20 protein-coding genes and 1 pseudogene are annotated in these 22,530 nt (G+C 44.1%); 17 read left to right on the forward strand and 4 right to left on the reverse strand.

All coding sequences use genetic code 11. The annotated features are described in order from the left end of the window. Positions 1–16 precede the first annotated feature (16 nt). The 8 genes and pseudogenes from sat (at position 17) to AC3WTL_RS04555 (ending at position 8,634) form a co-directional block, all read left to right on the forward strand. The gene (gene sat / locus AC3WTL_RS04520; protein ID WP_252222183.1) at positions 17–1,162 is read left to right on the forward strand and encodes a sulfate adenylyltransferase; all 1,146 of its coding nucleotides are present in this window, start codon (positions 17–19) and stop codon (positions 1,160–1,162) included. Between the two features lie 13 nt (positions 1,163–1,175). Further along, positions 1,176–1,775 carry an adenylyl-sulfate kinase gene (gene cysC, locus AC3WTL_RS04525; RefSeq protein WP_492369100.1) on the forward strand — a complete coding sequence of 200 codons (600 nt, stop codon included), beginning with the start codon at positions 1,176–1,178 and terminating at the stop codon, positions 1,773–1,775. Between the two features lie 162 nt (positions 1,776–1,937). Further along, a complete protein-coding gene (gene cobA, locus AC3WTL_RS04530) occupies positions 1,938–2,714 on the forward strand; it encodes a uroporphyrinogen-III C-methyltransferase (RefSeq protein WP_492369101.1) in 777 nt (258 codons plus the stop codon). Positions 2,715–2,747: 33 nt separating this feature from the next. Then, positions 2,748–3,500, forward strand: a complete 753-nt coding sequence (locus AC3WTL_RS04535) for a sirohydrochlorin chelatase (RefSeq protein ID WP_492369102.1) — start codon at positions 2,748–2,750, stop codon at positions 3,498–3,500. Next, positions 3,481–4,089, forward strand: coding sequence for an NAD(P)-dependent oxidoreductase (locus AC3WTL_RS04540; protein ID WP_492369103.1), 609 nt, complete (start codon positions 3,481–3,483; stop codon positions 4,087–4,089). The genes AC3WTL_RS04535 and AC3WTL_RS04540 overlap by 20 nt, the downstream gene beginning before the upstream one ends. A gap of 440 nt (positions 4,090–4,529) precedes the next feature. Beyond that, on the forward strand, positions 4,530–5,630 hold the full coding sequence (locus tag AC3WTL_RS04545; RefSeq protein ID WP_492369380.1) for a CdaR family transcriptional regulator: 1,101 nt from the start codon (positions 4,530–4,532) through the stop codon (positions 5,628–5,630). A 119-nt stretch (positions 5,631–5,749) separates the two neighbouring features. Further along, a pseudogene (locus AC3WTL_RS04550) lies at positions 5,750–7,021 on the forward strand (GntP family permease). Between the two features lie 476 nt (positions 7,022–7,497). Next, a complete protein-coding gene (locus AC3WTL_RS04555; protein ID WP_492369104.1) occupies positions 7,498–8,634 on the forward strand; it encodes a glycerate kinase in 1,137 nt (378 codons plus the stop codon). Positions 8,635–8,732: 98 nt separating this feature from the next. On the opposite strand, the gene AC3WTL_RS04560 is transcribed toward AC3WTL_RS04555, so the two are convergent. Together AC3WTL_RS04560 and AC3WTL_RS04565 are read right to left on the reverse strand one after the other, a co-directional pair. Then, positions 8,733–9,755 carry a DUF1646 family protein gene (locus tag AC3WTL_RS04560; RefSeq protein ID WP_222500249.1) on the reverse strand — a complete coding sequence of 341 codons (1,023 nt, stop codon included), beginning with the start codon at positions 9,753–9,755 and terminating at the stop codon, positions 8,733–8,735. A gap of 455 nt (positions 9,756–10,210) precedes the next feature. Then, positions 10,211–10,375: a hypothetical protein gene (locus AC3WTL_RS04565; protein WP_197087787.1), complete on the reverse strand. Its 165-nt coding sequence runs from the start codon at positions 10,373–10,375 to the stop codon at positions 10,211–10,213. A gap of 247 nt (positions 10,376–10,622) precedes the next feature. Between AC3WTL_RS04565 and AC3WTL_RS04570 the strand changes: the two genes are divergently transcribed. The 3 genes from AC3WTL_RS04570 (at position 10,623) to AC3WTL_RS04580 (ending at position 14,258) form a co-directional block, all read left to right on the forward strand. Further along, complete coding sequence (locus tag AC3WTL_RS04570; protein ID WP_404359328.1) at positions 10,623–11,783, forward strand: MFS transporter; 1,161 nt, start codon at positions 10,623–10,625, stop codon at positions 11,781–11,783. A gap of 209 nt (positions 11,784–11,992) precedes the next feature. After that, positions 11,993–13,246 carry a methyl-accepting chemotaxis protein gene (locus tag AC3WTL_RS04575; protein ID WP_248347473.1) on the forward strand — a complete coding sequence of 418 codons (1,254 nt, stop codon included), beginning with the start codon at positions 11,993–11,995 and terminating at the stop codon, positions 13,244–13,246. A gap of 55 nt (positions 13,247–13,301) precedes the next feature. Beyond that, positions 13,302–14,258, forward strand: coding sequence for a nuclease-related domain-containing protein (locus AC3WTL_RS04580; RefSeq protein ID WP_492369105.1), 957 nt, complete (start codon positions 13,302–13,304; stop codon positions 14,256–14,258). A 181-nt stretch (positions 14,259–14,439) separates the two neighbouring features. On the opposite strand, the gene AC3WTL_RS04585 is transcribed toward AC3WTL_RS04580, so the two are convergent. Further along, positions 14,440–15,324 carry a hydroxymethylglutaryl-CoA lyase gene (locus tag AC3WTL_RS04585; RefSeq protein WP_492369106.1) on the reverse strand — a complete coding sequence of 295 codons (885 nt, stop codon included), beginning with the start codon at positions 15,322–15,324 and terminating at the stop codon, positions 14,440–14,442. Beyond that, on the reverse strand, positions 15,321–15,992 hold the full coding sequence (locus tag AC3WTL_RS04590) for a GntR family transcriptional regulator (protein WP_197206862.1): 672 nt from the start codon (positions 15,990–15,992) through the stop codon (positions 15,321–15,323). The genes AC3WTL_RS04585 and AC3WTL_RS04590 overlap by 4 nt, the downstream gene beginning before the upstream one ends. A 217-nt stretch (positions 15,993–16,209) precedes the next feature. On the opposite strand from AC3WTL_RS04590, the gene AC3WTL_RS04595 reads away from it, so the two are divergent. The 6 genes from AC3WTL_RS04595 to AC3WTL_RS04620 are packed head-to-tail and all read left to right on the forward strand — an operon-like array spanning position 16,210 to position 22,516. Next, complete coding sequence (locus AC3WTL_RS04595) at positions 16,210–17,412, forward strand: CaiB/BaiF CoA transferase family protein (protein WP_197249870.1); 1,203 nt, start codon at positions 16,210–16,212, stop codon at positions 17,410–17,412. Positions 17,413–17,424: 12 nt separating this feature from the next. Then, positions 17,425–18,852: a 3-isopropylmalate dehydratase large subunit gene (gene leuC / locus AC3WTL_RS04600; RefSeq protein WP_492369107.1), complete on the forward strand. Its 1,428-nt coding sequence runs from the start codon at positions 17,425–17,427 to the stop codon at positions 18,850–18,852. After that, positions 18,849–19,460 (forward strand): 3-isopropylmalate dehydratase small subunit, encoded by a 612-nt coding sequence (leuD, locus tag AC3WTL_RS04605; protein ID WP_492369108.1) that lies wholly within the window; start codon positions 18,849–18,851, stop codon positions 19,458–19,460. The genes leuC and leuD overlap by 4 nt, the downstream gene beginning before the upstream one ends. A gap of 18 nt (positions 19,461–19,478) precedes the next feature. Next, positions 19,479–19,739: a hypothetical protein gene (locus tag AC3WTL_RS04610; protein ID WP_282171239.1), complete on the forward strand. Its 261-nt coding sequence runs from the start codon at positions 19,479–19,481 to the stop codon at positions 19,737–19,739. Next, entirely contained in the window at positions 19,736–21,244 is a 1,509-nt protein-coding gene (locus AC3WTL_RS04615; RefSeq protein WP_492369109.1) for a sodium:solute symporter family protein, read from the forward strand. The genes AC3WTL_RS04610 and AC3WTL_RS04615 overlap by 4 nt, the downstream gene beginning before the upstream one ends. 24 nt (positions 21,245–21,268) lie before the next feature. Next, complete coding sequence (locus AC3WTL_RS04620) at positions 21,269–22,516, forward strand: MFS transporter (protein ID WP_492369110.1); 1,248 nt, start codon at positions 21,269–21,271, stop codon at positions 22,514–22,516. Positions 22,517–22,530: the final 14 nt, after the last annotated feature.

Below are 22,530 nucleotides of genomic sequence, written 5' to 3' on the forward strand. Positions count from 1 at the left end.
GAAAGGTTGATGAAAAATGGCTCTGCCGAAACCTCATGGAGGAAAATTAATTCAAAGTTACAATCCCAATTATGACCTGACAGGAATTGAAAAAGAAATCTTAATAGATGCCATCGCACTGAGTGATCTGGAACTTATAGGTGTTGGCTTATTCAGTCCTCTGACAGGTTTCCTAGCTAAAGCAGACTATGAATCTGTTGTTGAAAAAATGAGACTGGCAGACGGAACGATTTGGTCCATTCCGGTTACACTTCCTGTTCAAGCGGAAAAAGCCAAAGAGCTTGCAGCCGGTGATAAGTTTAAGCTGGTTCACGAAGGTGAAGTATACGGAGTCATCACGGTATCAGAATGGTATGAGCCGGACCTGAGCAAAGAGGCACGTGAAGTCTACAAAACGGAGGAGCAGGCACATCCCGGTGTAAAAAGGCTTTTTGAACGCGGTCCGGTTTATGTTGCCGGTGAGGTAACGCTGATTAAAAAACCTGGCAAAGGTGTAGCAGAGGATGTATGGTTCGAGCCTAAAGAAACAAGGGCACTGTTTGAAAAAAAGGGCTGGAAAACAGTGGTTGGCTTCCAGACTAGAAACCCTGTGCACAGAGCACACGAATACATTCAAAAAGCTGCGCTGGAAACGGTGGATGGGCTATTTTTGAATCCGCTTGTGGGTGAAACAAAATCAGATGACATCCCTGCAGATGTCCGTCTTAGGAGCTACCGGGTTCTCCTGGAAAATTACTATCCAAAAGAGCGCACACAGCTGGCTGTCTATCCTGCAGCCATGAGATATGCGGGGCCGCGCGAAGCGATCTTCCATGCGATTGCAAGGAAAAACTTTGGCTGCACACACTTCATCGTTGGAAGAGATCATGCCGGTGTCGGCAATTATTATGGCACATATGATGCGCAGCATATTTTCAGCCATTTCACAGAAGAAGAGCTAGGCATCAAACCGCTGTTCTTCGAGCATAGCTTCTACTGCAATAAGTGCGAAGGCATGGCATCAGACAAAACCTGCCCGCACAGCAAAGAAGACCGCGTCATTCTATCCGGCACAAAGGTAAGGGAAATGCTCCGGAACGGAGAACTGCCGCCATCCACTTTCAGCCGCAAAGAGGTTGTCGAAGTGTTAATAGAAGGCATGAGAGAAAAAGAAACGGTATAAGGGGAGGGTAAACATGACAAAGGCAACCAACATCACCTGGCATGACGCTGCAATTACGAAGGAAGACAGACGGGCACAGAACGGCCACGGAAGTGTGGTCCTCTGGTTTACCGGCCTATCAGGCTCAGGCAAATCAACGATTGCAAATGCAGTATCTCACGAACTATTCCGCCAGGGCATCAATGAATACGTCCTGGACGGTGACAATGTCAGACACGGCTTAAATAAAGATCTTGGCTTTTCAGAGGAAGACAGAAATGAAAATATCAGGCGCATTGGGGAAGTCGCGAAGCTGTTTGTGGACAGCGGCAAGATCGTTACAACAGCGTTCATTTCTCCTTTCCGGTCGGATAGAGAAACTGTCAGGGCCCTGTTTGAAGAAGGGGAATTTATTGAAGTCTTCATCGACTGTCCTCTCGAAGAATGCGAACGGCGGGATCCAAAGCAATTATACGCAAAAGCCAGACGCGGGGAAATTAAGGACTTTACAGGAATCGATTCCCCGTACGAAGCACCTGAAAGCCCTGAAATTACGGTCCGATCCGACCAGTACACAGTAGAAGAAGCAGTCGGGCAGATAGTAACACATTTACGGGAAAAGAATATTTTATAAAAAACCGGGAGTCTCTTATAATAGGAGACTCCTTTTCTGAAAAAATAATTCCTACTATTTCACCCCGAAAAATGGTATTATAGAATACAATTAGATTATCAGCCTAGGAAAAGCGTTAAAGTGCATATATTATAAGACAATACAGAAAGGGCGGGCATGAGTATGACAGGAAAAGTTTATTTAGTAGGTGCCGGACCGGGCGACCCGGACCTGATGACCGTTAAGGGAATGCGATGCCTGCAGGAGGCAGATGTTGTTCTGTATGATCGGCTCGTAAATCGTGAACTATTAAACTTTGCGAAAAAAGAAGCCCAGCTGGTATATTGCGGCAAGCTCCCCAATCATCATGTGATGAAACAGGAAACCATTAATCATCTGCTGGTCAAATATGCGAAAAAAGGTCATCAGGTCTGCCGGCTGAAAGGCGGAGATCCATTTGTATTCGGCAGAGGCGGGGAAGAGGCAGAAGAGTGTGCCAATCATGATGTGCCATTTGAAATTGTGCCTGGAGTCACTGCAGGGATTGCGGCATCTGCTTATGCGGGGATTCCGGTCACACACCGAACCTTAAGCAAAAGTTTCGCCTTTGTCACAGGACACCAGGCAGGAAACGAAGAAGCTGAGCACCAGTGGGCCCATCTGGCGCATGCAGTAGACACGATTTGTGTTTATATGGGTGTGTCCCATTTGCCGAATATTGTGAAAAACCTTATTCAAAATGGGAAATCACCTCAAACACCGATTGCCCTCGTTCACTGGGCCACCCTTTCAGAGCAGCGGACCGTTGCTGGCACGCTTGCTACTATTGGGAACAAAGTGAAAGAATCCAACATCACAAATCCAAGCATGATCGTCATTGGAAATGTAGTCTCCATGCACCATAAAATTAATTGGTTTGAAGAAGAAATTGTACCAAATCTGCCTGCTGTGCAGGGATAAACGTCGGTTTTATAAAAGGAGGGAGCCTGACTAATGAAAGCAGTCCTATACATCGGCCATGGCACACGTTCCAAAAAAGGAGCTGCCGAAGCAAACCTTTTTATCGAAAGTGTTATGAAAAAAGTCGATGCTCCCATTCAAAAGCTCTGTTTTCTGGAATTAACAGAGCCAGATATTGAAACCGGCTTTGAATACTGTGTGCGGAAAGGCGCCTCCGAAATTGTCATTGTGCCTTTATTTTTACTTGCAGCCGGCCATATCAAGCAGGATATTCCTGAACAACTTGCCCCTTTACTTAAAAAATACTCCGGCATCAATGTAAAGATGGCAGATCCATTTGGAGTCCAGGATAGTATACTTGACGCCATTGCAGAGCTAATTACTGCAGAAGCGGAACCAATCAGTACTGATGATTCTGTTTTAATTGTGGGAAGAGGCAGCAGTGATCCTTCCATTCTTAGAGCTTTTGACTCTATCAAAAACGGAATCAGCAATCGTCTCCGTGTGAAAAATGTGCAGGTCTGCTATCTGGCAGCCGCTTCTCCGTCCTTCCAGGATGGTCTTGACTCCATATGCCAAAAGGCAAGCGGCAATGTGACTGTCATCCCATATCTACTATTCTCGGGGCTTCTGCTAAGTGAGGTAATAAGAGAGGTAAATAAGAAAGTAAAGGCAGGATATTCTGTGAATCTTACTGATACGCTGGGGAAACATGCGGCAATTCAAAACCTGGTCGCTAAAAAAGCGAATGGAGAGGTGAATGAGAATGCAGCCGTTATTCATTGATCTAACCAACAAGAGAATCGTTATTGCTGGCGGAGGCAGAATTGCTTTTCGAAAGGCGAAAACACTAGATGGAGAAAATGCCCATATCACATTTGTTGCTCCTGATTTTACAGATGAGCTTCTTCATTTAGCCCATCAAAGAGGCTATGAACTCATTCAGCGGGAAGCTTCCGCAGATGATTTTAAAGATGCTTTTTTATCGATTCTGGCCACAAATGAACGTGATGCTAACCATGCACTGGCTAAATCGCTGGATTCAGGTCAGCTTGTTTGCGTGGTCGATAAAGCAGGAGAAGGAAATGTAATCTTCCCGGCAGCTGTAAGGCGCGGTCCTCTTCAAATTGCTGTCACTTCCAATGGGGCAAGCCCAAAGCTGACCCGGATGCTCAAAAAACAGCTGGATGAACAATTTGATGAAAGCTGGACGGGATATTCAGAATTCCTTGGAAACTGCCGCGATTATATTAAAAAGCTTTCTATCCCTCCGTCGGAAAAAAATGAGCTGCTTGCCGAACTGCTGGATGAGCGTTACCGCCTTTCAGAGGATGAGCGGGAGCACAAATGGGCATACCTGCAGTCATTAGCATAAACCACTACTTAACCGTGTCCTGTCACACGGTTTTTATTTTGAAATAAGAAAGTATATCTTTGAACTTCGATAACTGTCTAGCTTCAGCGCCTACCCCCTCGAGGTCACAAGCCAAGCCTCCCAAAAAGGCAAAGAACGCCTTTCCGGGAGGCTAGACTTGTGTTTGAGGCCCCCAGGACAAGGAAGGCTTCGTCAGCATAAACATCGCACGACCAAAGGCGACAGCTTTTGGGAGGATGGGGGTCATGCAGACGTTGCCACAGGACAAGGAAAGCTACGGCAGCGATACATCGCACGACTGAAAGCGGCAGCTTTTGGGAGGACGTGGTGTTCTTAGTCTGCGTTCCTTCGTGGGCAAGGCGCTTGCGCTTTTATTTTGTTTATTGTGCAAATTCACTATGATACATTGTAAGTAATCAATCAGGAAGGCGGAGTGAATGGTGCAATTTTTATCCTATGAACTCGCTCAGGAAATAGTGGAGCGTACGATGAAAATTCTTAATAAAAACATAAATGTTATGAATGAGGATGGCATTATAATCGGATCAGGTGAGAAGGAAAGGATCAACCAGGTTCATGACGGCGCTTTATTGGTCCTTAAAAAAGGCAAAAGTGTGGTAATTGATGAAAAAAGTGCTGCCGGACTGAAAGGAGCCAAGCCGGGAATCAATTTGCCCATCCAGTTTAACAATCAAATTATTGGTGTAGTTGGCATCACGGGGGAACCCGAGCAAATCCAGAATTATGCGGAGCTTGTTAAAATGGCAGCAGAACTCGTTCTGGAGCAGTCTTTTTTGCTGGAAAGAGTACAGTGGAAGCAGCGTCTCCAGGGCGAGATTGTAAACCTGCTTATTTCTGGAGAACCTTTAAATGAAGCCTGGCTGGAAGAGAGGGCCGGGTTTTTGGGATACGATCTTAAAATCCCGCGGACAGCCATTGTGCTGAAGCTGCCGGAAGAGCTGGGTACTGAGAATCAAAAGCTTATTAATGCCATTCATTTTGAATTGGGAAACCAGGATTTAACAGGGGTAACGTTCGACAATGAAATTGTGATTTTAAAGGCAGGGGGACAGTCTGAACAGATCTCCGCTTTAAAGAGGATTGACAGCCTTTCAAAAAGGAAAGCGGTTATTGGGATAGGGAATACTTCTGAGAAGATGAACGGCTTAAAATCGTCTTTTCGGCATGCACGGCTGCTTACTGAACTTGGACCCAGGATTCACCCCGACGCAGGCTATTACAGTTATGATAAATACTGGCTCGAAGCTGAGATATGCACGCTAGGTCTAAAGGACACTGAGGCAATCTCTTTCTATGACCGGCTCATGGAGCAGGATAAAAAAGGAGAGCTGGCTCAAACTCTTGATGTTTTTATGAAGGAAGGCGGAGACCTTGGCAAAACAGCAGACCGCTTATTTATCCACCGTAATACTCTGAGATATCGCCTGGATAAGATAACAGAAGTAACTGGAAAAGACCCGCGGAATATGAAGATGATGCTTGAACTGTATGTAGCGAAATTAATCAAATTGCATCAATAATTGTGCATGTGCACAATAATATTAGAATTCTAACCGCTTCTTTTCATCAGCATACACAATGAAACAATACGCGCAAACGCTTACAATGGGTACATAAGCAAATCATCACAGGAGGGCTCATAAAGGATGTAACTGTAAGCGCTTTAGGCGCGATTTCAGCTATAGTCATTGCCATACTATTAATCTTGAAAAAAGTTCCGCCTGCTTATGGAATGGTCGCAGGTGCTTGAATTGGCGGCTTAGTCGGCGGTGCGGATATCACAAACACAGTTAATCTTATGATGTAAGGAGCTAAGAACATCATACCGGCTGTGCTCAGAATCCTGGCAGCCGGCATATTACCCGGTGTCCTGATAGAATCTGGCGCCGCTTCCTCCATTGCTGAAACCATCGTAAAAAGATTTGGAGAAACCCGGGCGCACCTTGCCTTAGGGGTGGCAACGATGATCCTGACAACGGTCGGTGTATTTGTTGATGTGGCAGTCATAACCGTATCACCAATCGCCCTGACAATCGCGAGAAGAGCGAAACTGTCCAGAACAGCCATTTTGCTGGCGATGATTGGCGGAGGGAAAGCAGGAAACATCATGTCCCCAAATCCGAATGCCATTGCCGCTTCAGATGCATTTGGCGTACTCCTTACTTCGGTTATGGCGGCAAGGATCATCCCGGCCATATTTGGACTTGCTGTCACGTATCTTATTGAAAAAAAATTAGTAAATAAGGGATCTATGATTTCAGATGGAGAAGTCGAAGCAAAGAGCGATACTAAGCTGCCATTATTTTTAACGGCGATGATTGCTCCTCTCGTTACCATAATACTATTGGCACTACGCCCGCTATTTGAAATCAATATTGATCCGATGGTGGCACTGCCGGCCGGAGGAATCATCGGGGCCATTGCCATGAAAAAGACCAGAAAAATCAATGAATACGCTATTTCCGGCTTGAATAAAATGTCAGGCGTTGCCATCATGCTTCTTGGTACAGGGACCCTGGCTGGAATCATCGCAAACTCAAGCCTAAAAGATGTGATCATTAATGCGTTAACATCCTCAGGTCTTCCAGCGTATCTGCTGGCGCCTGTGTCAGGTATTTTCATGTCAGCTGCAACGGCATCCACAACAGCCGGGACAGCGGTGGCAAGCGGTGTCTTCGGCAGCACGATTTTAGGATTGGGAATATCAGCTTTAGCAGGAGCAGCCATGATACATGCGGGGGCTACCGTACTGGACCATTTGCCGCATGGAAGTTTTTTTCACGCAACCGCAGGAAGCGTCAATATGGATATGAAAGACCGATTGAAGCTAATGCCATATGAGTCGCTTATCGGTTTAACTCTTGCTGTTATTTCAACTCTGATATTTGGAGTCTTTAAGCTTTTTGGCTAATTACATACAAGATAGATACCTTTTATATGGACCAAAGTGGTAATAAGCCGCCTCTAAATACAAGATAGGCACCTCTTATTGAGCAAAAGTGAAAATAAGCTGCGCCTAAACACAAGATAGATACCTCTTATGGGGCCAAAGTGAAAGCATAAGATAGAACCCTTATATTGGGCCAAAGTGAAATAAACTGCGTCTAAATACAAGATAGGCACCTCTTATTGAGCAAAAGTGAATATAAACTGCACCTTAACACAAGATAGATACCTCTTATTTGTACAAAGTGAAATTAAGTAGCGTCAAAGCATAAGATAGAACCCTTATATTGGGCCAAAGTGAAAATAAACTGCGTCTAAATATAAAAAAGACACAGTTTATGGAGCATACAAAAACCAAACTGCGTCCAAGTCCAAAATGATACCACTTATACAACAAAAGCAATTTGAATTTTAGTGAAAACAGGAAAGGAGAGATCAAGTATGAAAATCGTTATTGCGCCGGATTCTTTTAAGGAGAGTTTATCGGCACTTGAGGCAGCGAATGCCATTGAGCGAGGGTTTAAATCGATTTTTCCCCATGCCCAATACAAAAAAATGCCGATGGCGGATGGCGGTGAGGGAACGGTGCAATCGCTGGCTGATGCAACAGACGGAAGAATTATTGAGTGTACTGTCACGGGTCCGCTGGGAGAACCGGTGCAGTCTTTCTTTGGCTTAATGGGGGACGGAAAGACAGCTGTCATTGAGATGGCAGCTGCATCCGGCTTGCATCTGGTTTCTACTGAAAAACGGAATCCCTTACTGACATCAACAAGGGGAACTGGTGAATTGATCACTGCCGCAGTGGACACAGGAGTTCAGCACATCATAATTGGTATCGGCGGAAGTGCGACAAATGATGCGGGAGCGGGAATGATACAGGCATTAGGCGGAAAGCTTTATGATAAAACGGGCAGGGATATCGGTCCGGGTGGAGGGGCGCTTGCTGAGCTATCAGCCATCGACATGTCAAACCTCGACCCACGGCTTCGAGACATCCATATTGAAGTAGCATGTGATGTTGATAACCCATTAACTGGTCCAAGAGGTGCTTCCGCTATCTTTGGGCCGCAAAAAGGGGCGACACCAGAAATGGTACAGCTGCTGGATCGGAATCTGGGCCATTTTGCAGATATTGTTGAACATGCACTCGGCAAACCATTTCGCGATATAGAGGGGGCAGGTGCGGCCGGAGGGATAGGCGGAAGTCTGCTTGCATTTTTAAATGCTGACTTAAAAAGAGGAATTGATATTGTCCTTGACGCGGTTAACTTTGAGGAGGAAGTAAAAGGTGCTGACCTTGTCATTACAGGCGAAGGCAGGATTGACAGCCAGACAATTTATGGAAAAACGCCAATTGGGGTGGCAAAAGCGGCAAAGAAGCACGGAATACCAGTAATCGGTTTTGCAGGTTCCTTATCAGACGACAGCCAAATCGTCCATGACCATGGTATTGATGCGCTTTTCAGTATAGTTCCAGGCGTGATAACCCTTCCGGATGCTTTTGAGAAAGCAGCACTTTATATGGAAAGAACAGCGAGGAACATAGCGGCCATTATGAAAATGAATAGGATATGAAAATTGGAAGCTGTGAGATGCAGCTTCCTTTTAGTAAAAAAATAATAATGTTATGTAAACAAAATAAGATAAATAAAAAAGGACTGCACGCAGCCCTTTTAATTCCCACTGAATAAAATAAGCACAAAATATCCAATCATCGTGACCAATCCAAAAGGCACTCCGAATACGGCCCACTCTTTACTCGTAATCTGCAGTTTACCGGCAGCAATAATATTGGGAATATTTCCGGGGATCAGCATTCCGCCGCTGATCAGGAGTCCCAGAAGAATCGATTGAACGGTGAAATGGTCCATAGATGGACTGATTTCAGCTGCAGCAAGGGTAGCATTGTCAAGTACAGCAGAAATCATATTGATCCAATATAACAGAAGCGGATTTAAACCGATTAAAAAGTGATTGATCAGCGGTTCAAAACCGGCCCCAAGCATCGTCAGGCCCATGACAAAAAAGTAAATCTTCAAAGCCCTGACAAAGATTTCTTCATAGTTTTCACTGGCAGGCTTTTTGGTAAAGGAAGCTTTGCCAGAACTAGGCGGTTTAACAGCTATCGCTGCCATGATGCCGAAAAACACGAGGGCAATAATAATTTGCGGTCCAACCAAATCCATCAAAAAGAAAAAGTCTTCTTTCATTTTACTGATGGCAATGGTGGAAAGCGGTTCGCCAATTGGCGTCAGTGCTGCGCCAAGACCAATCGAGAAACAGGCGAGTACTGTCAGCCTGACTTCTGAGGTTCTATCAAGCCTTAGGGCACTAATAATTAACACAAGAACCAGTGCAGCAATAATAGCGGTAATAACACTTGAAATTAATCCAAGGAAAATGACCATCAATGCTGCAAATAATCGAAACGGCATGCGCCGGCTTACTGAAAGGATGCTTTTTTCCAGATTTGCCTGAAACCACTTAAACAAGAGGCCCGCAATAAAGACAGCGAGTGTAATTTTTACAGGCTCCTGTGCCGCTTGTACAAAAAGACCGCTGTTTAGAACTCCGCTTGCGAGTGCTGCGGAAAGCCCCATTACAAATAAAAACATCTCCAGATTTTTTTCCACAAACTCAGATAGAAACGGCATGACAAGAACAATTATGAAAATAACCACTAATAAATAAATCATAATCCTGCTCCATTTGGTTATTTTCCCAGCTTAATCACAAGGAATATTACATGCATATGCATCCCCTCGGACAAACTTTCCATAAAGTGAAACTTCAATCAGTGGGATTTTCCTTATCTCCACTGATTGTTAGTTGAGGCCCACGGAAGGTGGGTCACAAAGACGTTGCCACAGGACAAGGAAAGCTGCGGCAGCGATACATCGCACGACCGAAAGCGGCAGCTTTTGGGAGGAGGTGGCGTTCTTAGTCTTTGTTCTTCTTTTCGGGCCTTTACATTATAAAGCGAGGCGACTTACCCAGGGGTGACAAGCGAGCCCCCAGGAGCCGCAGCTAGATTGGGCAGTTTGGCCCCCACCTATCCTCCTTTATTTCCTCTGAGTCTTGAAGTGGGGGTCTTACTGCCCGTTAGACTGCGATAAAAAAATCCCTGCTGGAGACCCGCAGGGATTGTCGCTTAATTATAGTCGTTTAAAACGGTTCCAGTCAGATCGAATTCAGGTTCCATGCTTTTGATGGCATTTGTGTCAATAGGAGTTGTACCGGCCGGCTGTATTTCTTCTATTCCAGGTGGGGTCAGAGGGGATAATGTATGACCTTTCTTTGCTTGATTGTCCAACAAATGAATCAACTCCTTTACAGTATTTGTTAATTACATTCCTATTTTACTGTTATATTCAAACATGTAATTTATGGAAGTTGTCTTAAGGAAGTATTTTTATTTTTTCCCAAAAAATGATTTTTATTTACAATAACGCACTTTTTATTTTTAGATTATTCTATCCTTTGAGCTTGCACGGTCAGGTATGTTAAGATGTTATTTTATTGAAATGAAGATAATCGCTAGGATAATAGAGAGGAAGTTCAGCTTGGATAAACGCATCTATTTATTGGCAATCATATCATTTGTCGTTGGAATGGTGGAATTAATTATCGGCGGTCTGCTGGATCTTGTCGCTTCAGATCTGGGTGTCAGCTTGGGGCAGGCGGGCCTGTTAATTACGGTATTTTCGCTTGCCTTTGCCATCGCAGCGCCTGTCCTGCTCACAATGACAGTTAAAATGGAACGCAGCCGTTTAATGATGATATCATTGGCTGTATTTTTGGCCGGGAACATTGTGGCTGTATTCAGTCCGTTTTACGGTGTTTTATTAGTCGGCCGAATTCTGGCGGCAGCAAGCGGCTCACTGCTCATTGCCTTGTGCATGACAATGGCATCATACATCGTTTCAGAAGAATTTCGTGCACGTGCGATCGGAATCGTGTTTATGGGAATCAGTGCATCCCTTGTACTTGGTGTTCCCATTGGATTAATGCTTGGAAATGCTTTTGGCTGGCGGGCCCCATTTGTACTGATATCAGCACTTACACTCTTATCAATGGCCGGGGTGTACTTCTTTCTTGGAAAGGTTGCTCCAAAGCCTGCTGTGCCGATTGGCGTACAGCTTAAAACACTAAAAAGCAGGAAAATAGCGCTCATACAGATAACATCCTTTTTACTAATGACAGGCCACTTAGCTTTTTACGGATACCTGACACCTTTCCTGAAAATGAATATGGGTCTTGATGGAAGCTGGGTCAGTATTGTCTACCTGATTTTCGGGATTGCGGCGGTAATCGGTGGCGGCCTTGGCGGCCATCTGGCAGACCGTTTCGGTGCAAAATCGGTTATTTTAACGCTCGTTGCCATGTTCGGAATTACACTTTTTGCCTTGCCTTTTGCAGCTTTTTCCCTGCCGGTATTCCTTTTCACAGTAGTCATTTGGAGTATGCTCAGCTGGGCGATAACACCTGCCATACACAGCTACTTAATTGAAGTAACACCGGAAACTTCGGATATTCAGCAGACATTGAACAATTCTGCAGTTCACATGGGAATGGCATTCGGCAGCATGATCGGCGGAATCATGATTGAGACAACCTCAGTTGAATACAACGCAGCTGCAGGAAGTATTTTTATCATTATTGCTCTTGGCACAGCAGCTCTTTCCATGGCGAAAAAAGGGACAAGGACTGCTGCAGCAGAATAATCTGGTGGAAATGCCGGCTTCTTTGGAGGCTGGCATTTTTTTTAACAAAAAGTGACAAACTATTTCAATTATTTAAAAATAATTCTACAAAATATATTGATATATCTTCCTTTTATCTACTATAATCAAATAGTCTATTGGTATAACATGAGATTATAGGGGGAATTTGGAATTTATTTTAGTGAAATAATAATAAAGGAGTCTGTTACATGAGCCAGCTTAACTATATTCTCCGTACTTTATTCGTCATTATTCCTACTGTATTGATCATCAGCATTGCAGTATGTGTTGGTAACGGGCTTGAAGGCAGTGCTTTTTGGTTGACCATCGGGTTTATTGCCATCCTTGGAACACTGGCGGGAATATTATCCGCATTTATAAACTACCGCAAGTTTATTGCACCTATCAGCAAAATTAATGCCTACATTGAAGAACTTGCAGAAGGAAACATGTCCACAAGACTGGACGAGAAATCTGTTGGCCAGCTTGGGTCCATTGCTGCTGCATTGAATCATACAGCCTCCGCCTGGCAGGATGTGCTCAATAAAGTGGTTCTGGCTTCGGACGAAGTCACACATTATGCCCAGCAGCTATCATCCGGTGCACAGCAGACAAATATGGCAACAAGCCACATTGCTGAGGTGATTGAAGAGATTGCTGCAGGCGCCGATAATCAGGTCCACGGTGTTGGAACGGCCTCCAATGTGATTATGCAAATGTCTGAAACACTGACACAGGTGGCGGCAAATTCAGAACAAGTTACAGAACAAATCAATGATTCACTGGAAAAAGCAAATCATGGCGATGCATCCATTTCAACAGCAGGCTGCCAGATGAATTCCATTCATGTGAATGTTCAGGACTTATCCAAGGTGGTAAAAGGTCTTGGACAGCGTTCACAGGAGATCGGAAAGATTATCGAAGTGATTACCGGCATTGCTGCTCAAACGAATCTTCTGGCATTGAATGCTGCCATTGAAGCGGCCCGGGCAGGAGAACAGGGCAAGGGCTTTGCCGTTGTAGCGAACGAGGTCCGAAATCTCGCTGAAAAATCGGCGGAATCCACTCTGCAAATCAGCCAGCTGATCTCAAAAATCCAGGAAGAAACCCATCAGGTTGTCCAAACCATGGATACGGTCAATCATGAAGTAACAGAAGGCATGGAAGTCATGAAGGGTGCAGGGGATTCATTCAAACAAATCCGCCAGTCTGTCAGCAAGGTAACCAATCAAATGCAGGAAGTCGCTTCAGCCATTCAGCAAATGTCTGCCGGTTCCCGGCAAATGGTCCAGTCCATGGATGAGATAACCCACGTGGCAAATGAATCCGCCATGGCTACACAAAGTGTATTGGCATCAACTGAAGAACAAGCTGCATCCATGGAGGAAATATCCCTTTCCGCTGACCACCTTACGGGCATGGCGGAAGATTTGAAAGAGTTGATCAGCAGGTTTAAGTTATAGAGTTTAGGTCTAGAAGCCTAGACTCTTTTTAATAAAAGGAGAGGAGTGATGCAGTTTGATAAAAAAGGAAAGACAAGTATCCGGCTTCATCGTTAAACTTGAAGCGTTAGTAAGGAGACTGCCTGAAATGGAACCTGGAAGGGAGAGGGCAATCTCCCAATTGAACAAACGCAGAGCTGGATATTCAGGGGAACAAAAACTTGATTATTATTTAAGTTTTTTGGACGAGAAAGAGTATTGGCTATATCATGGACTCCGGCTTTCAAATGGTAGTCAATTTTTCCAACTTGATACCCTGCTTCTAACGAAAGGAACCGCCATAATCCTAGAAGTGAAAAACTGGAACGGAACCCTCATCTTCGAACCCGAATTCCACCAGGTCATCCGAATCCATAACGAAAAAGAGGAAGCTTTCCACAACCCCATTTCCCAGGCTGAACACCAAAGCAGACAATTAAAAAAGTGGATGGCAATACATGGCTTCCCGGATATCCCCGTTGAATTTGCCGTTGTGATCAGCAGCCCTTCCACCATCATCAAATCCCCATCGGAACAAACCTCAAAAAAAGTTATGCATGCCCACCGCTTGTTAAGCAAACTTAACTCCATTAAAAAATCATATCCGACTGAGAGATTAAACGAAAAACAATTAAAAAAAATGAACCAGACACTTTTGAAAAAACATGTCGACCATGAAATTGATGTAATGAAATTTATAAAAGTAAATCCAGATGTCATCCTTACCGGTGTGCATTGCCCAAAGTGCGGCTCGCTGCCAATGATTTACCATTGGGGAAAATGGAGATGTACTGTATGTAAAACTACTTCGGATACGGCACATCATCAAGCAGTAGAGGATTATTTTTATCTCATTAAACCGTCAATAACAAATGCTGAATTTCGCAAATTTACCCATTTAACATCTGTTTTTTCTGCCTCAAGATTACTTGGCCAGATGAATCTTCATCTAGGTGGTGAAAAGAAGAATAGATTTTATATAAAACCTTCTTAATTGTGAACTTTGCAAATAAAACAGTAATCTTGCAAACAAATCTAAAAATATGCAAAGAAAAACACCAAACTAGCAAACAAACCTAAAATTCTGCAAACAAATCATTAAAATCTGCAAACAAAACCTCCATCCGCCAATTTTCCCACAAAAAAAGCCATCCCACAGATGGCTTTCCCTCAATTTAAGCTATTCCTGCTTTCATTAACATCCCATCCAGCGGCCGTTCCATCACTGTTTCCATCCACTTGGCTGTTTCGAGGACAGAAGGAAGATCTGTCCCTGTATCCACACCCATACCGTGGAACATATTGATCATATCTTCTGTACAAACATTCCCGACTGCTTTTGGTGCGAAAGGACATCCGCCTAATCCGGCGATGGATGAATCAAAGCGGCGGACTCCCGCATGATATCCCGCCAATACATTAGCCAGTCCCAAACCGCGCGTATTATGGAAGTGAAGTCCAAGCGAAAGATCCATTCCAAAAGTATCAAAGAATATTTCTGCCACTTTTTGGACCTGGACAGGATTGGCCATACCTGTTGTATCAGCCAGAGTGATTTCAGTACAGCCGGCTTCTATAAATCTTTCTGCCGCTTTCAGCACGTTTTCTAATGGAACTTTTCCTTCAAACGGACATCCAAATGAGGTGCCCAATACTCCAGATACACCTTTGCCTGAAGAGGCACTGTCTTTAATTACCAGACTAAGTTCTTCAACAGCCTGCTCAACAGTCCTTTTCGCATTCCGTAAATTAAACGAATCACTTGTCGTGGTTACAACATGAAGAAAATCCACATCGGTCTTAAGTGCACGTTCAAGCCCGGACCGGCTTAAAACCAGGCCGCCATAGCGGACCCCATTTCTTTTAGGCAGTGATTTCAGAACTTCTTCTGCATCGGCCATCTGAGGAACAACCTTCGGATTGACAAAAGAGACGGCTTCTATATTGCGGATGCCGGAATCAAGTAATCTTGTAATCAGTTCAACTTTGGATTCCGTTGAGACCATTTTGCACTCGTTCTGCAACCCATCCCGGGGGCCAACTTCACAGATTTCAATCATTTTCCTTCCTCCTTCAGCAGATGAATGTTTTTGATTTGCTCCAGATGCTTCAAAACATGATCACGGCCCTGGTAAATATGTTCGTGCATCGCAATGCGGGCACGTTCGGGCTCCCGATTTTTGATCGCTTCCAGGATGGTTTTATGTACCTCAAGTGATTGCTTTAGCTGAAAGCTGTTATACCAATAGAAGGACCGGAACACAATTGGAACGACGACAACCTTGGAAATGTGGAAATGAATATGCTCATTTTTGGAAGCTGCGACAATCGCTTCATGAAATTTCTGGTTTACCTGAACAATATCTTTCAGGCTTTCCATATTGGATTCCACATGCCGGCTAATTGCTTCTTCATATAAAATATTGGCACTTTCCATTTTAAGAAGGTCACTTTCTGTCCGATGTATCGCCGCCTGGCTGGCAGCGTATCCTTCGAGCAGAGTGCGCAGGTCATAAATTTGCCGAATATCATCTTTTGTAAAATGTCTTACGCTGACCCCGCGCTTTAAAGGAATAACTAGTCCTTCTGCTTCAAGCTGCCTAATTGCTTCTCTAATAGGAGTGCGGCTAATATTCATCTTTTTAGCCAATGACTCTTCAGCGAGCCGCATACCAGGGACAAATTTCCCTTCAATAATGGCATCTTTTATATACTCGTATGCATCCATAACAACACCTCAACTGTATTGTATACAAACGGGAAAATTATTACAACAAATATTCTGAAAATTTATATTAAACTTAATTAAATCAATGTTTATGAAGAGATTTCAGAAAATTTTAAAATTGTTATTGACTTATTGTATACAAACAATTAAATTTGTATACAAGATTGAGAAAATTTAAACATAAAAGCGCATTCAAGAAATAACAGGAGGGAATTACATGTCAGAAAAACAGCTTCCACTGCAAGATATAAGAGTTCTTGAGCTTGGAACACTATTAGCTGGACCATTTTCAGGACGTCTTCTTGGGGACTTTGGTGCTGAAATCATTAAGGTTGAACCCCCGGGAAAATCAGATCCCATGAGAAACTGGGGAAAGTCAAAGGATGGAGTTGGGCTATGGTGGCCGATTCAATCGCGAAATAAAAAATCAATCACATTAAACCTGCGTGAAGAAGAAGGGCAGCAGGTTTTAAGAGAACTTGTTAAAGAAGCCGATGTTGTCATTGAGAATTTCCGCCCGGGCACAATGGAAAAATGGAATCTTTCCTACGAAACATTGTCGGAGATTAACCCCAGATTAATTATGGTCCGGACTTCCGGATATGGACAGACTGGGCCGTATAAGCATCGTGCCGGCTTCGGCAGTGTCGGTGAAGCAATGGGGGGGCTAAGAAATGTAACCGGTTTCCCTGACAGGCCGCCATCGCGAATAGGTGTATCCATTGGCGATACATTGGCAGCACTTTTTGCCACAATCGGCTGCCTGGTTGCTTTACATGAGAGGGAGCGTTCAGGAAAGGGGCAGGTAGTTGATACCGCCCTCTATGAATCTGTATTTTCTGTGATGGAAAGCATTATTCCGGATTATCTTTTAGCAGGATACATAAGGGAAAGAATGGGCAATATTCTGCCAGGTGTTGCGCCATCCAATATTTATTTTACAAAGGATAAAACATATATCGTGATCGGCGCCAATGCGGATGGGGTGTTCAGCAGATTATGTGAGGCAATGGAGCAGCCGGAATTGGCGAAGGACCCAAGATTTTCAACACATCATGCAAGAGGGGAGAACATGAAGCTGCTTGACTCCATGATCGAAGAATGGACTAAGACTCTCCCTGCTAAAGAAGCGCTAAAAATCCTTGAAGATAAAGGAGTGCCTTCTGGGCTCATCTATTCAGCTAAAGATATTCTGGAAGATCCCCATTATAAAGAACGGGACATGATCATCAAAGTTGATCATCCGCAGCTGGGGGAGTTCCCAATGCCTGGCATTGTTCCAAAATTAAGCAGGACACCAGGAGAAGTGAAGCATGCCGGCCCTGAAGCGATGGGCAAGCATAATAACGATATTTACTCAGAACTCCTTGGGTATTCTGAAAGCAGATTAGAAGAATTGAAGAAAAAAAATATCATTTAGGAGGGTTTCAACATGGGGCGGACTCTATATGAAAAAATTTGGGATAAACATGCAGTGCTTGAGCAGCAGAATCAGCCTTCCCTTTTGTACATTGATCTTCATTTAGTTCATGAAGTCACATCCCCGCAGGCTTTTGAAGGCTTAAGAATCCATAATCGCAGAGTAAGAAAGCCTGAGCTGACGGTTGCAACCATGGACCATAGCATCCCAACAACAGATCGTACATTGCCCTTCAGGGATGAAATCGCAAAGAAGCAAGTTGATGCATTAGAAAAAAACTGCAGGGATTTCGAAATACAGCTTTTTGACTTGAACAGCAGGAATCAGGGAATCGTACACGTCATTGCTCCTGAACTGGGATTAACCCAGCCAGGGATGACCATTGTATGCGGCGACAGTCATACATCTACACATGGTGCGTTCGGAGCACTTGCCTTTGGCATTGGTACAAGCGAAGTTGAACATGTTCTTGCCACCCAGACATTAAAGCAATTTAAATCAAAAACACTGGCAATAAATATACATGGACAATTGCCGCCGGGGACTACTGCCAAGGATCTGATTCTTTCAATCATTGGAAAATATGGACATGATTTTGCAACAGGATATGTGGTTGAATATCGCGGCGAAGCCATCCGGAAATTAACGATGGAAGAGCGCATGACCGTCTGTAATATGAGCATCGAAATGGGAGCGAGGGCTGGACTAATTGAGCCTGACAGCAAAACCTTTGAGTTTTTGAAAGGAAAACAGGCGGTTCCTGAAGGAGATCTATGGGAAGAAGCTCTTGAAGAGTGGAAGCAATATTATACAGATGAGGATGCGAAATTTGATTTGACCGCTGATTTCAATGCTGCTGAAGTCATCCCGCAGGTTACCTGGGGGACGAATCCAGGCCAGGTTGCCGGCATTACAGAAACTATCCCGACACTTGAAGATATGTCTGAAGATCACGTGCGGCCGGCAATAAAGGCACTGCAGTATATGGGTCTGGAACCGGGAACACCGATCACCGAAATAGGAATCGACAAAGTCTTTATCGGCTCCTGTACAAACAGCCGAATTGAAGATCTCCGCAAGGCTGCTAAAATCGCAAACGGGTATAAAGTTGCAGAACAGGTGGAAGCCTTAGTTGTTCCCGGTTCACAGCTAGTAAAAAAACAGGCAGAGGCTGAAGGGCTTGACCAGATTTTTATAGAGGCCGGTTTCCAATGGAGAGAAGCGGGCTGCAGCATGTGCCTGGGAATGAATGAGGATTTGGTTCTTCCTGAAGAGCGCTGTGCATCCACCTCAAACCGGAACTTTGAAGGCAGGCAGGGAAGGAATGCCAGGACCCATTTGGTCAGCCCGGAAATGGCAGCGGCTGCAGCGATTGCCGGGCGGTTTACAGATGTGAGGGAGTGGCCAGTTAAGGAAAGAAAGGAGGTCAGTTTACAATGAAATCTTTTACGAGATTTACAGGCATCGTTGCTCCGCTTGATGCGGCAAATGTTGACACAGATGCCATTATCCCGAAGCAATTTCTTAAAAGTATTGAAAGAACAGGGTTTGGCAAATTTCTTTTCTATGAATGGCGATATGAAAATGACAGGGAAAAATCGGATTTCATTCTAAATCGCGAACCTTACCGAAATGCGCCTATACTGCTGACCCGCAAAAATTTTGGATGTGGCTCATCCAGGGAGCATGCACCATGGGCGATTGCAGAATATGGAATAAAAGTAATCCTGGCTCCATCATTCGCAGATATTTTCTATAATAATTGTTTCAAAAATGGGATCCTGCCAGTCGTTTTGCCCGATCAGGATATAGAAATTCTTTTTCGGAATACCAGAGAAATACCCGGCTATCAGATTAGGGTCGATTTAGAGAATCAGAGAATAGAAGATTCTTTTGGATACATGTCAGAATTCGAGATAGGCTCCTATCGAAAAGATCAGCTGTTACAGGGATTGGATGAAATTGGAGCGACCCTTCAATCATCTCAAAATATAGACTCCTTTGAATCATCACATAAGATTTACTACAAGCTGGGTGCCAAAAATTAATAATAGGGAGGCAGTCGAATGGAAGACAGAACGATAAAAGAACCTATTCGCAAGAAATGGATTTGGGTAGTCCTCGCCATCATAACACTTGGCGTAGTACCCTGGTATTTTCCGGATGCTGCAGCAGAGCCTTATATTCTCGGGTTTCCGTTATGGGCATTTATCTCCACAGCTTTTTCCATTATCATGTGCGGGTATTTAAGCTGGCTATGTGTTAATGAGTGGAATATCGTGGAGGACCAGGAAGAAACCGAAAGAGCAAAGGGGGATAAATCATGAATGATTTAGCATTTGCAGGCACAGATGGGATCATTATTTTATCTGCCTTTGCGATAATCATGCTGCTAATTGGTTACCTGTCCGGAAGAGGCGAGAAGAACCTTCATCACAGTCTTTCAGGATATTATCTTGCCGGAAGAAACCTCGGTTTCATTGCACTCTTTTTCACCCTATATGCGACGCAATATAGCGGAAATACTATTGTCGGCTATGCACCGACAGCATATCGGACAGGCTTCTCATGGATACAGTCCATCTCGTTTATGACAATTATTATCGGAATCTATTTACTGTTTGCACCAAGGCTTTATGTCATTGCAAAAAAAAGAAATTTTGTAACACCTACTGACTGGATCGATCACCGCTTTAAATCAAAGGCAGTCACAATGCTTAGTATCTTTCTCATGCTTTGGGGGCTTGGAAACTATCTATTAGAACAGCTGGTAGCAATCGGACAGGCTGTATCCGGAATGACGGGCGGAACCATTCCATACCAGATTGCTGTTATTGTATTCGTTGCTGTCATGCTTGCCTATGAATGGATGGGCGGAATGAAGGCGGTTGCATTCACAGATGTTATGCAGGGCATTGTTCTAATGATCGGCATCATCGTCTTTCTCATTGGAGGATTGTACCTCGTCGGAGGAAATTTCTCTGATGTTACTAGGTATGTAGCAGAGATTGAGCCTGCAAAAACGGCAGTTCCTCCAATGGAAGTGAATATTAATTGGTTAAGTATGCTCCTGCTGGTTGGACTTGGAGCAAGTATTTATCCACATGCTGTTCAGAGAATATATTCTGCGCAAAGCGAGAAAACACTGAAAAAATCATTTGCCCGCATGGCATGGATGCCGCCTATTACAACAGGACTTGTATTTATGGTGGGCATCATTGGAATCATGCTTTTTCCCGGCCTTGATAAGACAGGTTCTGAGCAGCTCGTAGGTTTGATGGCGAATGAAATAGCTGCCATTAATCCATTTTACTACTGGGTAATGATCATTTTCTTTGGGGGAATAGTGGCCGCCATTATCTCAACAGCGGATTCAGTTCTGCTCAGTTTTTCATCGATGCTCTCAAATGATGTATATGGGAAATTCATCAATCCTAAGGCATCTGAACACAAGAAGGTTATGGTTGGGAAAGTATGCGGAATTATCGCCATCATCTTTCTTCTGTGGATTGCCTGGAATCCTCCGGGAACCCTTTATGAAATTTTTGTATTGAAATTCGAATTGCTGGTTCAGGTTTTCCCTGCTTTTGTACTTGGATTATATTGGAAGAGATTATCAGGCAGGGCTGTATTCTGGGGAATGCTTGCAGGCGCCATATTAGCCGGATTGCTTACATTGACAGGCTATAAGACCATCTATGGAATTCATGGCGGCGTTCTGGGACTGGGGCTGAACTTCTTAATTTGTATTGCGGGAACCCTTTTAGCTCCAGCTGTTTCAAAAAGCAAAGTGCTGGAGGAAGATTTATCAGCAATCAATTTAAAGGCCTAAGAGCCAAAAAAGAGATGATTGATTATGAGCAATTCACTGGCAAAAAAAGAGTTTGCCTTTACTGAAAATCCATGGCGAATGCTATTGTTTCTATTGATCTCACAGCTGATGGTAGCATTTGTCGGCCGCAGTATTGGTCCGCTGGGCGTATTAATAGGGGAAGATCTTTCCCTGACAAAGTCACAAATCGGCATGCTCCCGGCGGCATTGTTTTTGGGCCAGGCCATTATTTCCGTGCCTGCCGGCTTTCTGACAGACCTGGCAGGATCCCGTAAATTACTGGTGCTCGCATCAGCTTTAATGGGCTTAGGCTACCTTTTCATGACTATGCTCCATGAATTTTGGCTTGTCCTGTTATTGATTGTCATCGGAGGAATAGGGTATGGATCCATGCATCCGATAACAAACAGGGGCATCATTTATTGGTTTCCGCTTAAACAGCGGGGGACCGCGATGGGAATAAAGCAAACAGGCATCACGGCAGGATCGGCTCTGGCAAGCTTGATCCTGCTTCCTCTTAGTGTCTCTTTCGGCTGGAGATTTGTATTGCTGATCGCTTGCCTTCTATTATTGGCAGGAGGTTTTGTCTCCTATCACTTTTATCGTGATCCGCCGGAGCTGGAACAGGCAAAAAGCAGCAGGATGAGTATACTCCAATTTTACAGATCAATGTTCAAAATGTTTAAAAATAAAGCCTTGATGCTTATCAGCTTCAGTGCTCTGGGCCTAAATGGAACACAAATGTGCTTAAATACGTATATCGTTTTGTTTGCGTATGAACAGCTGAAGATTCCAATCATTTTATCTGGACTGCTATTGGTTATATCAGAAGTATTCGGAACGATCGGAAGGCTAGCATGGGGTATAATCAGTGACCGGCTGTTTGATGGCAAGCGGGTTATCATTCTAATGATCATCACTATTATTACAGCATTGGCCAGCGCGGCAGCGGCTTTCATCAGCTCAGCCCCATTTTGGGTAATCGCGCCTATAACTGCACTGTTTGGATTTGCTGCATCAGGCTTCAATGGCATTTGGATGAACCTTGCAAGTGAGCTGGTTCCAAAAGAACAAGCTGGCATCTCAAGCGGAATTAGTATAACACTGGGTTCAGCCGGGGCCATAATTATTCCCCCGCTGTTTGGCTATATCGTGGATCAGACTGGTCAATTTTCTTCAGGCTGGCTGCTAATTACGGGCATGATGGTTTTTGTGTTTACCTTGTTGACCACCTTATCTATTATGAATAAAAAGAATAACATTGTCATTTAACGGAAAAAAGGAGT

This window comes from Cytobacillus sp. EB106-05-05-XG126, from assembly GCF_058791715.1.

Coding starts and splice junctions, on each gene's coding strand:
- AC3WTL_RS04540 (WP_492369103.1), top strand. CDS start 3,481: ATGCAGCCGTTATTCATTGATCTAACCAACAAGAGAATCGTTATTGCT.
- AC3WTL_RS04555 (WP_492369104.1), top strand. CDS start 7,498: ATGAAAATCGTTATTGCGCCGGATTCTTTTAAGGAGAGTTTATCGGCA.
- AC3WTL_RS04585 (WP_492369106.1), bottom strand. CDS start 15,324: ATGATTGAAATCTGTGAAGTTGGCCCCCGGGATGGGTTGCAGAACGAG.
- AC3WTL_RS04610 (WP_282171239.1), top strand. CDS start 19,479: ATGGAAGACAGAACGATAAAAGAACCTATTCGCAAGAAATGGATTTGG.
- sat (WP_252222183.1), top strand. CDS start 17: ATGGCTCTGCCGAAACCTCATGGAGGAAAATTAATTCAAAGTTACAAT.
- AC3WTL_RS04595 (WP_197249870.1), top strand. CDS start 16,210: ATGTCAGAAAAACAGCTTCCACTGCAAGATATAAGAGTTCTTGAGCTT.
- AC3WTL_RS04535 (WP_492369102.1), top strand. CDS start 2,748: ATGAAAGCAGTCCTATACATCGGCCATGGCACACGTTCCAAAAAAGGA.
- AC3WTL_RS04615 (WP_492369109.1), top strand. CDS start 19,736: ATGAATGATTTAGCATTTGCAGGCACAGATGGGATCATTATTTTATCT.
- AC3WTL_RS04560 (WP_222500249.1), bottom strand. CDS start 9,755: ATGATTTATTTATTAGTGGTTATTTTCATAATTGTTCTTGTCATGCCG.
- AC3WTL_RS04620 (WP_492369110.1), top strand. CDS start 21,269: ATGAGCAATTCACTGGCAAAAAAAGAGTTTGCCTTTACTGAAAATCCA.
- cobA (WP_492369101.1), top strand. CDS start 1,938: ATGACAGGAAAAGTTTATTTAGTAGGTGCCGGACCGGGCGACCCGGAC.
- leuC (WP_492369107.1), top strand. CDS start 17,425: ATGGGGCGGACTCTATATGAAAAAATTTGGGATAAACATGCAGTGCTT.
- cysC (WP_492369100.1), top strand. CDS start 1,176: ATGACAAAGGCAACCAACATCACCTGGCATGACGCTGCAATTACGAAG.
- AC3WTL_RS04575 (WP_248347473.1), top strand. CDS start 11,993: ATGAGCCAGCTTAACTATATTCTCCGTACTTTATTCGTCATTATTCCT.
- leuD (WP_492369108.1), top strand. CDS start 18,849: ATGAAATCTTTTACGAGATTTACAGGCATCGTTGCTCCGCTTGATGCG.
- AC3WTL_RS04590 (WP_197206862.1), bottom strand. CDS start 15,992: ATGGATGCATACGAGTATATAAAAGATGCCATTATTGAAGGGAAATTT.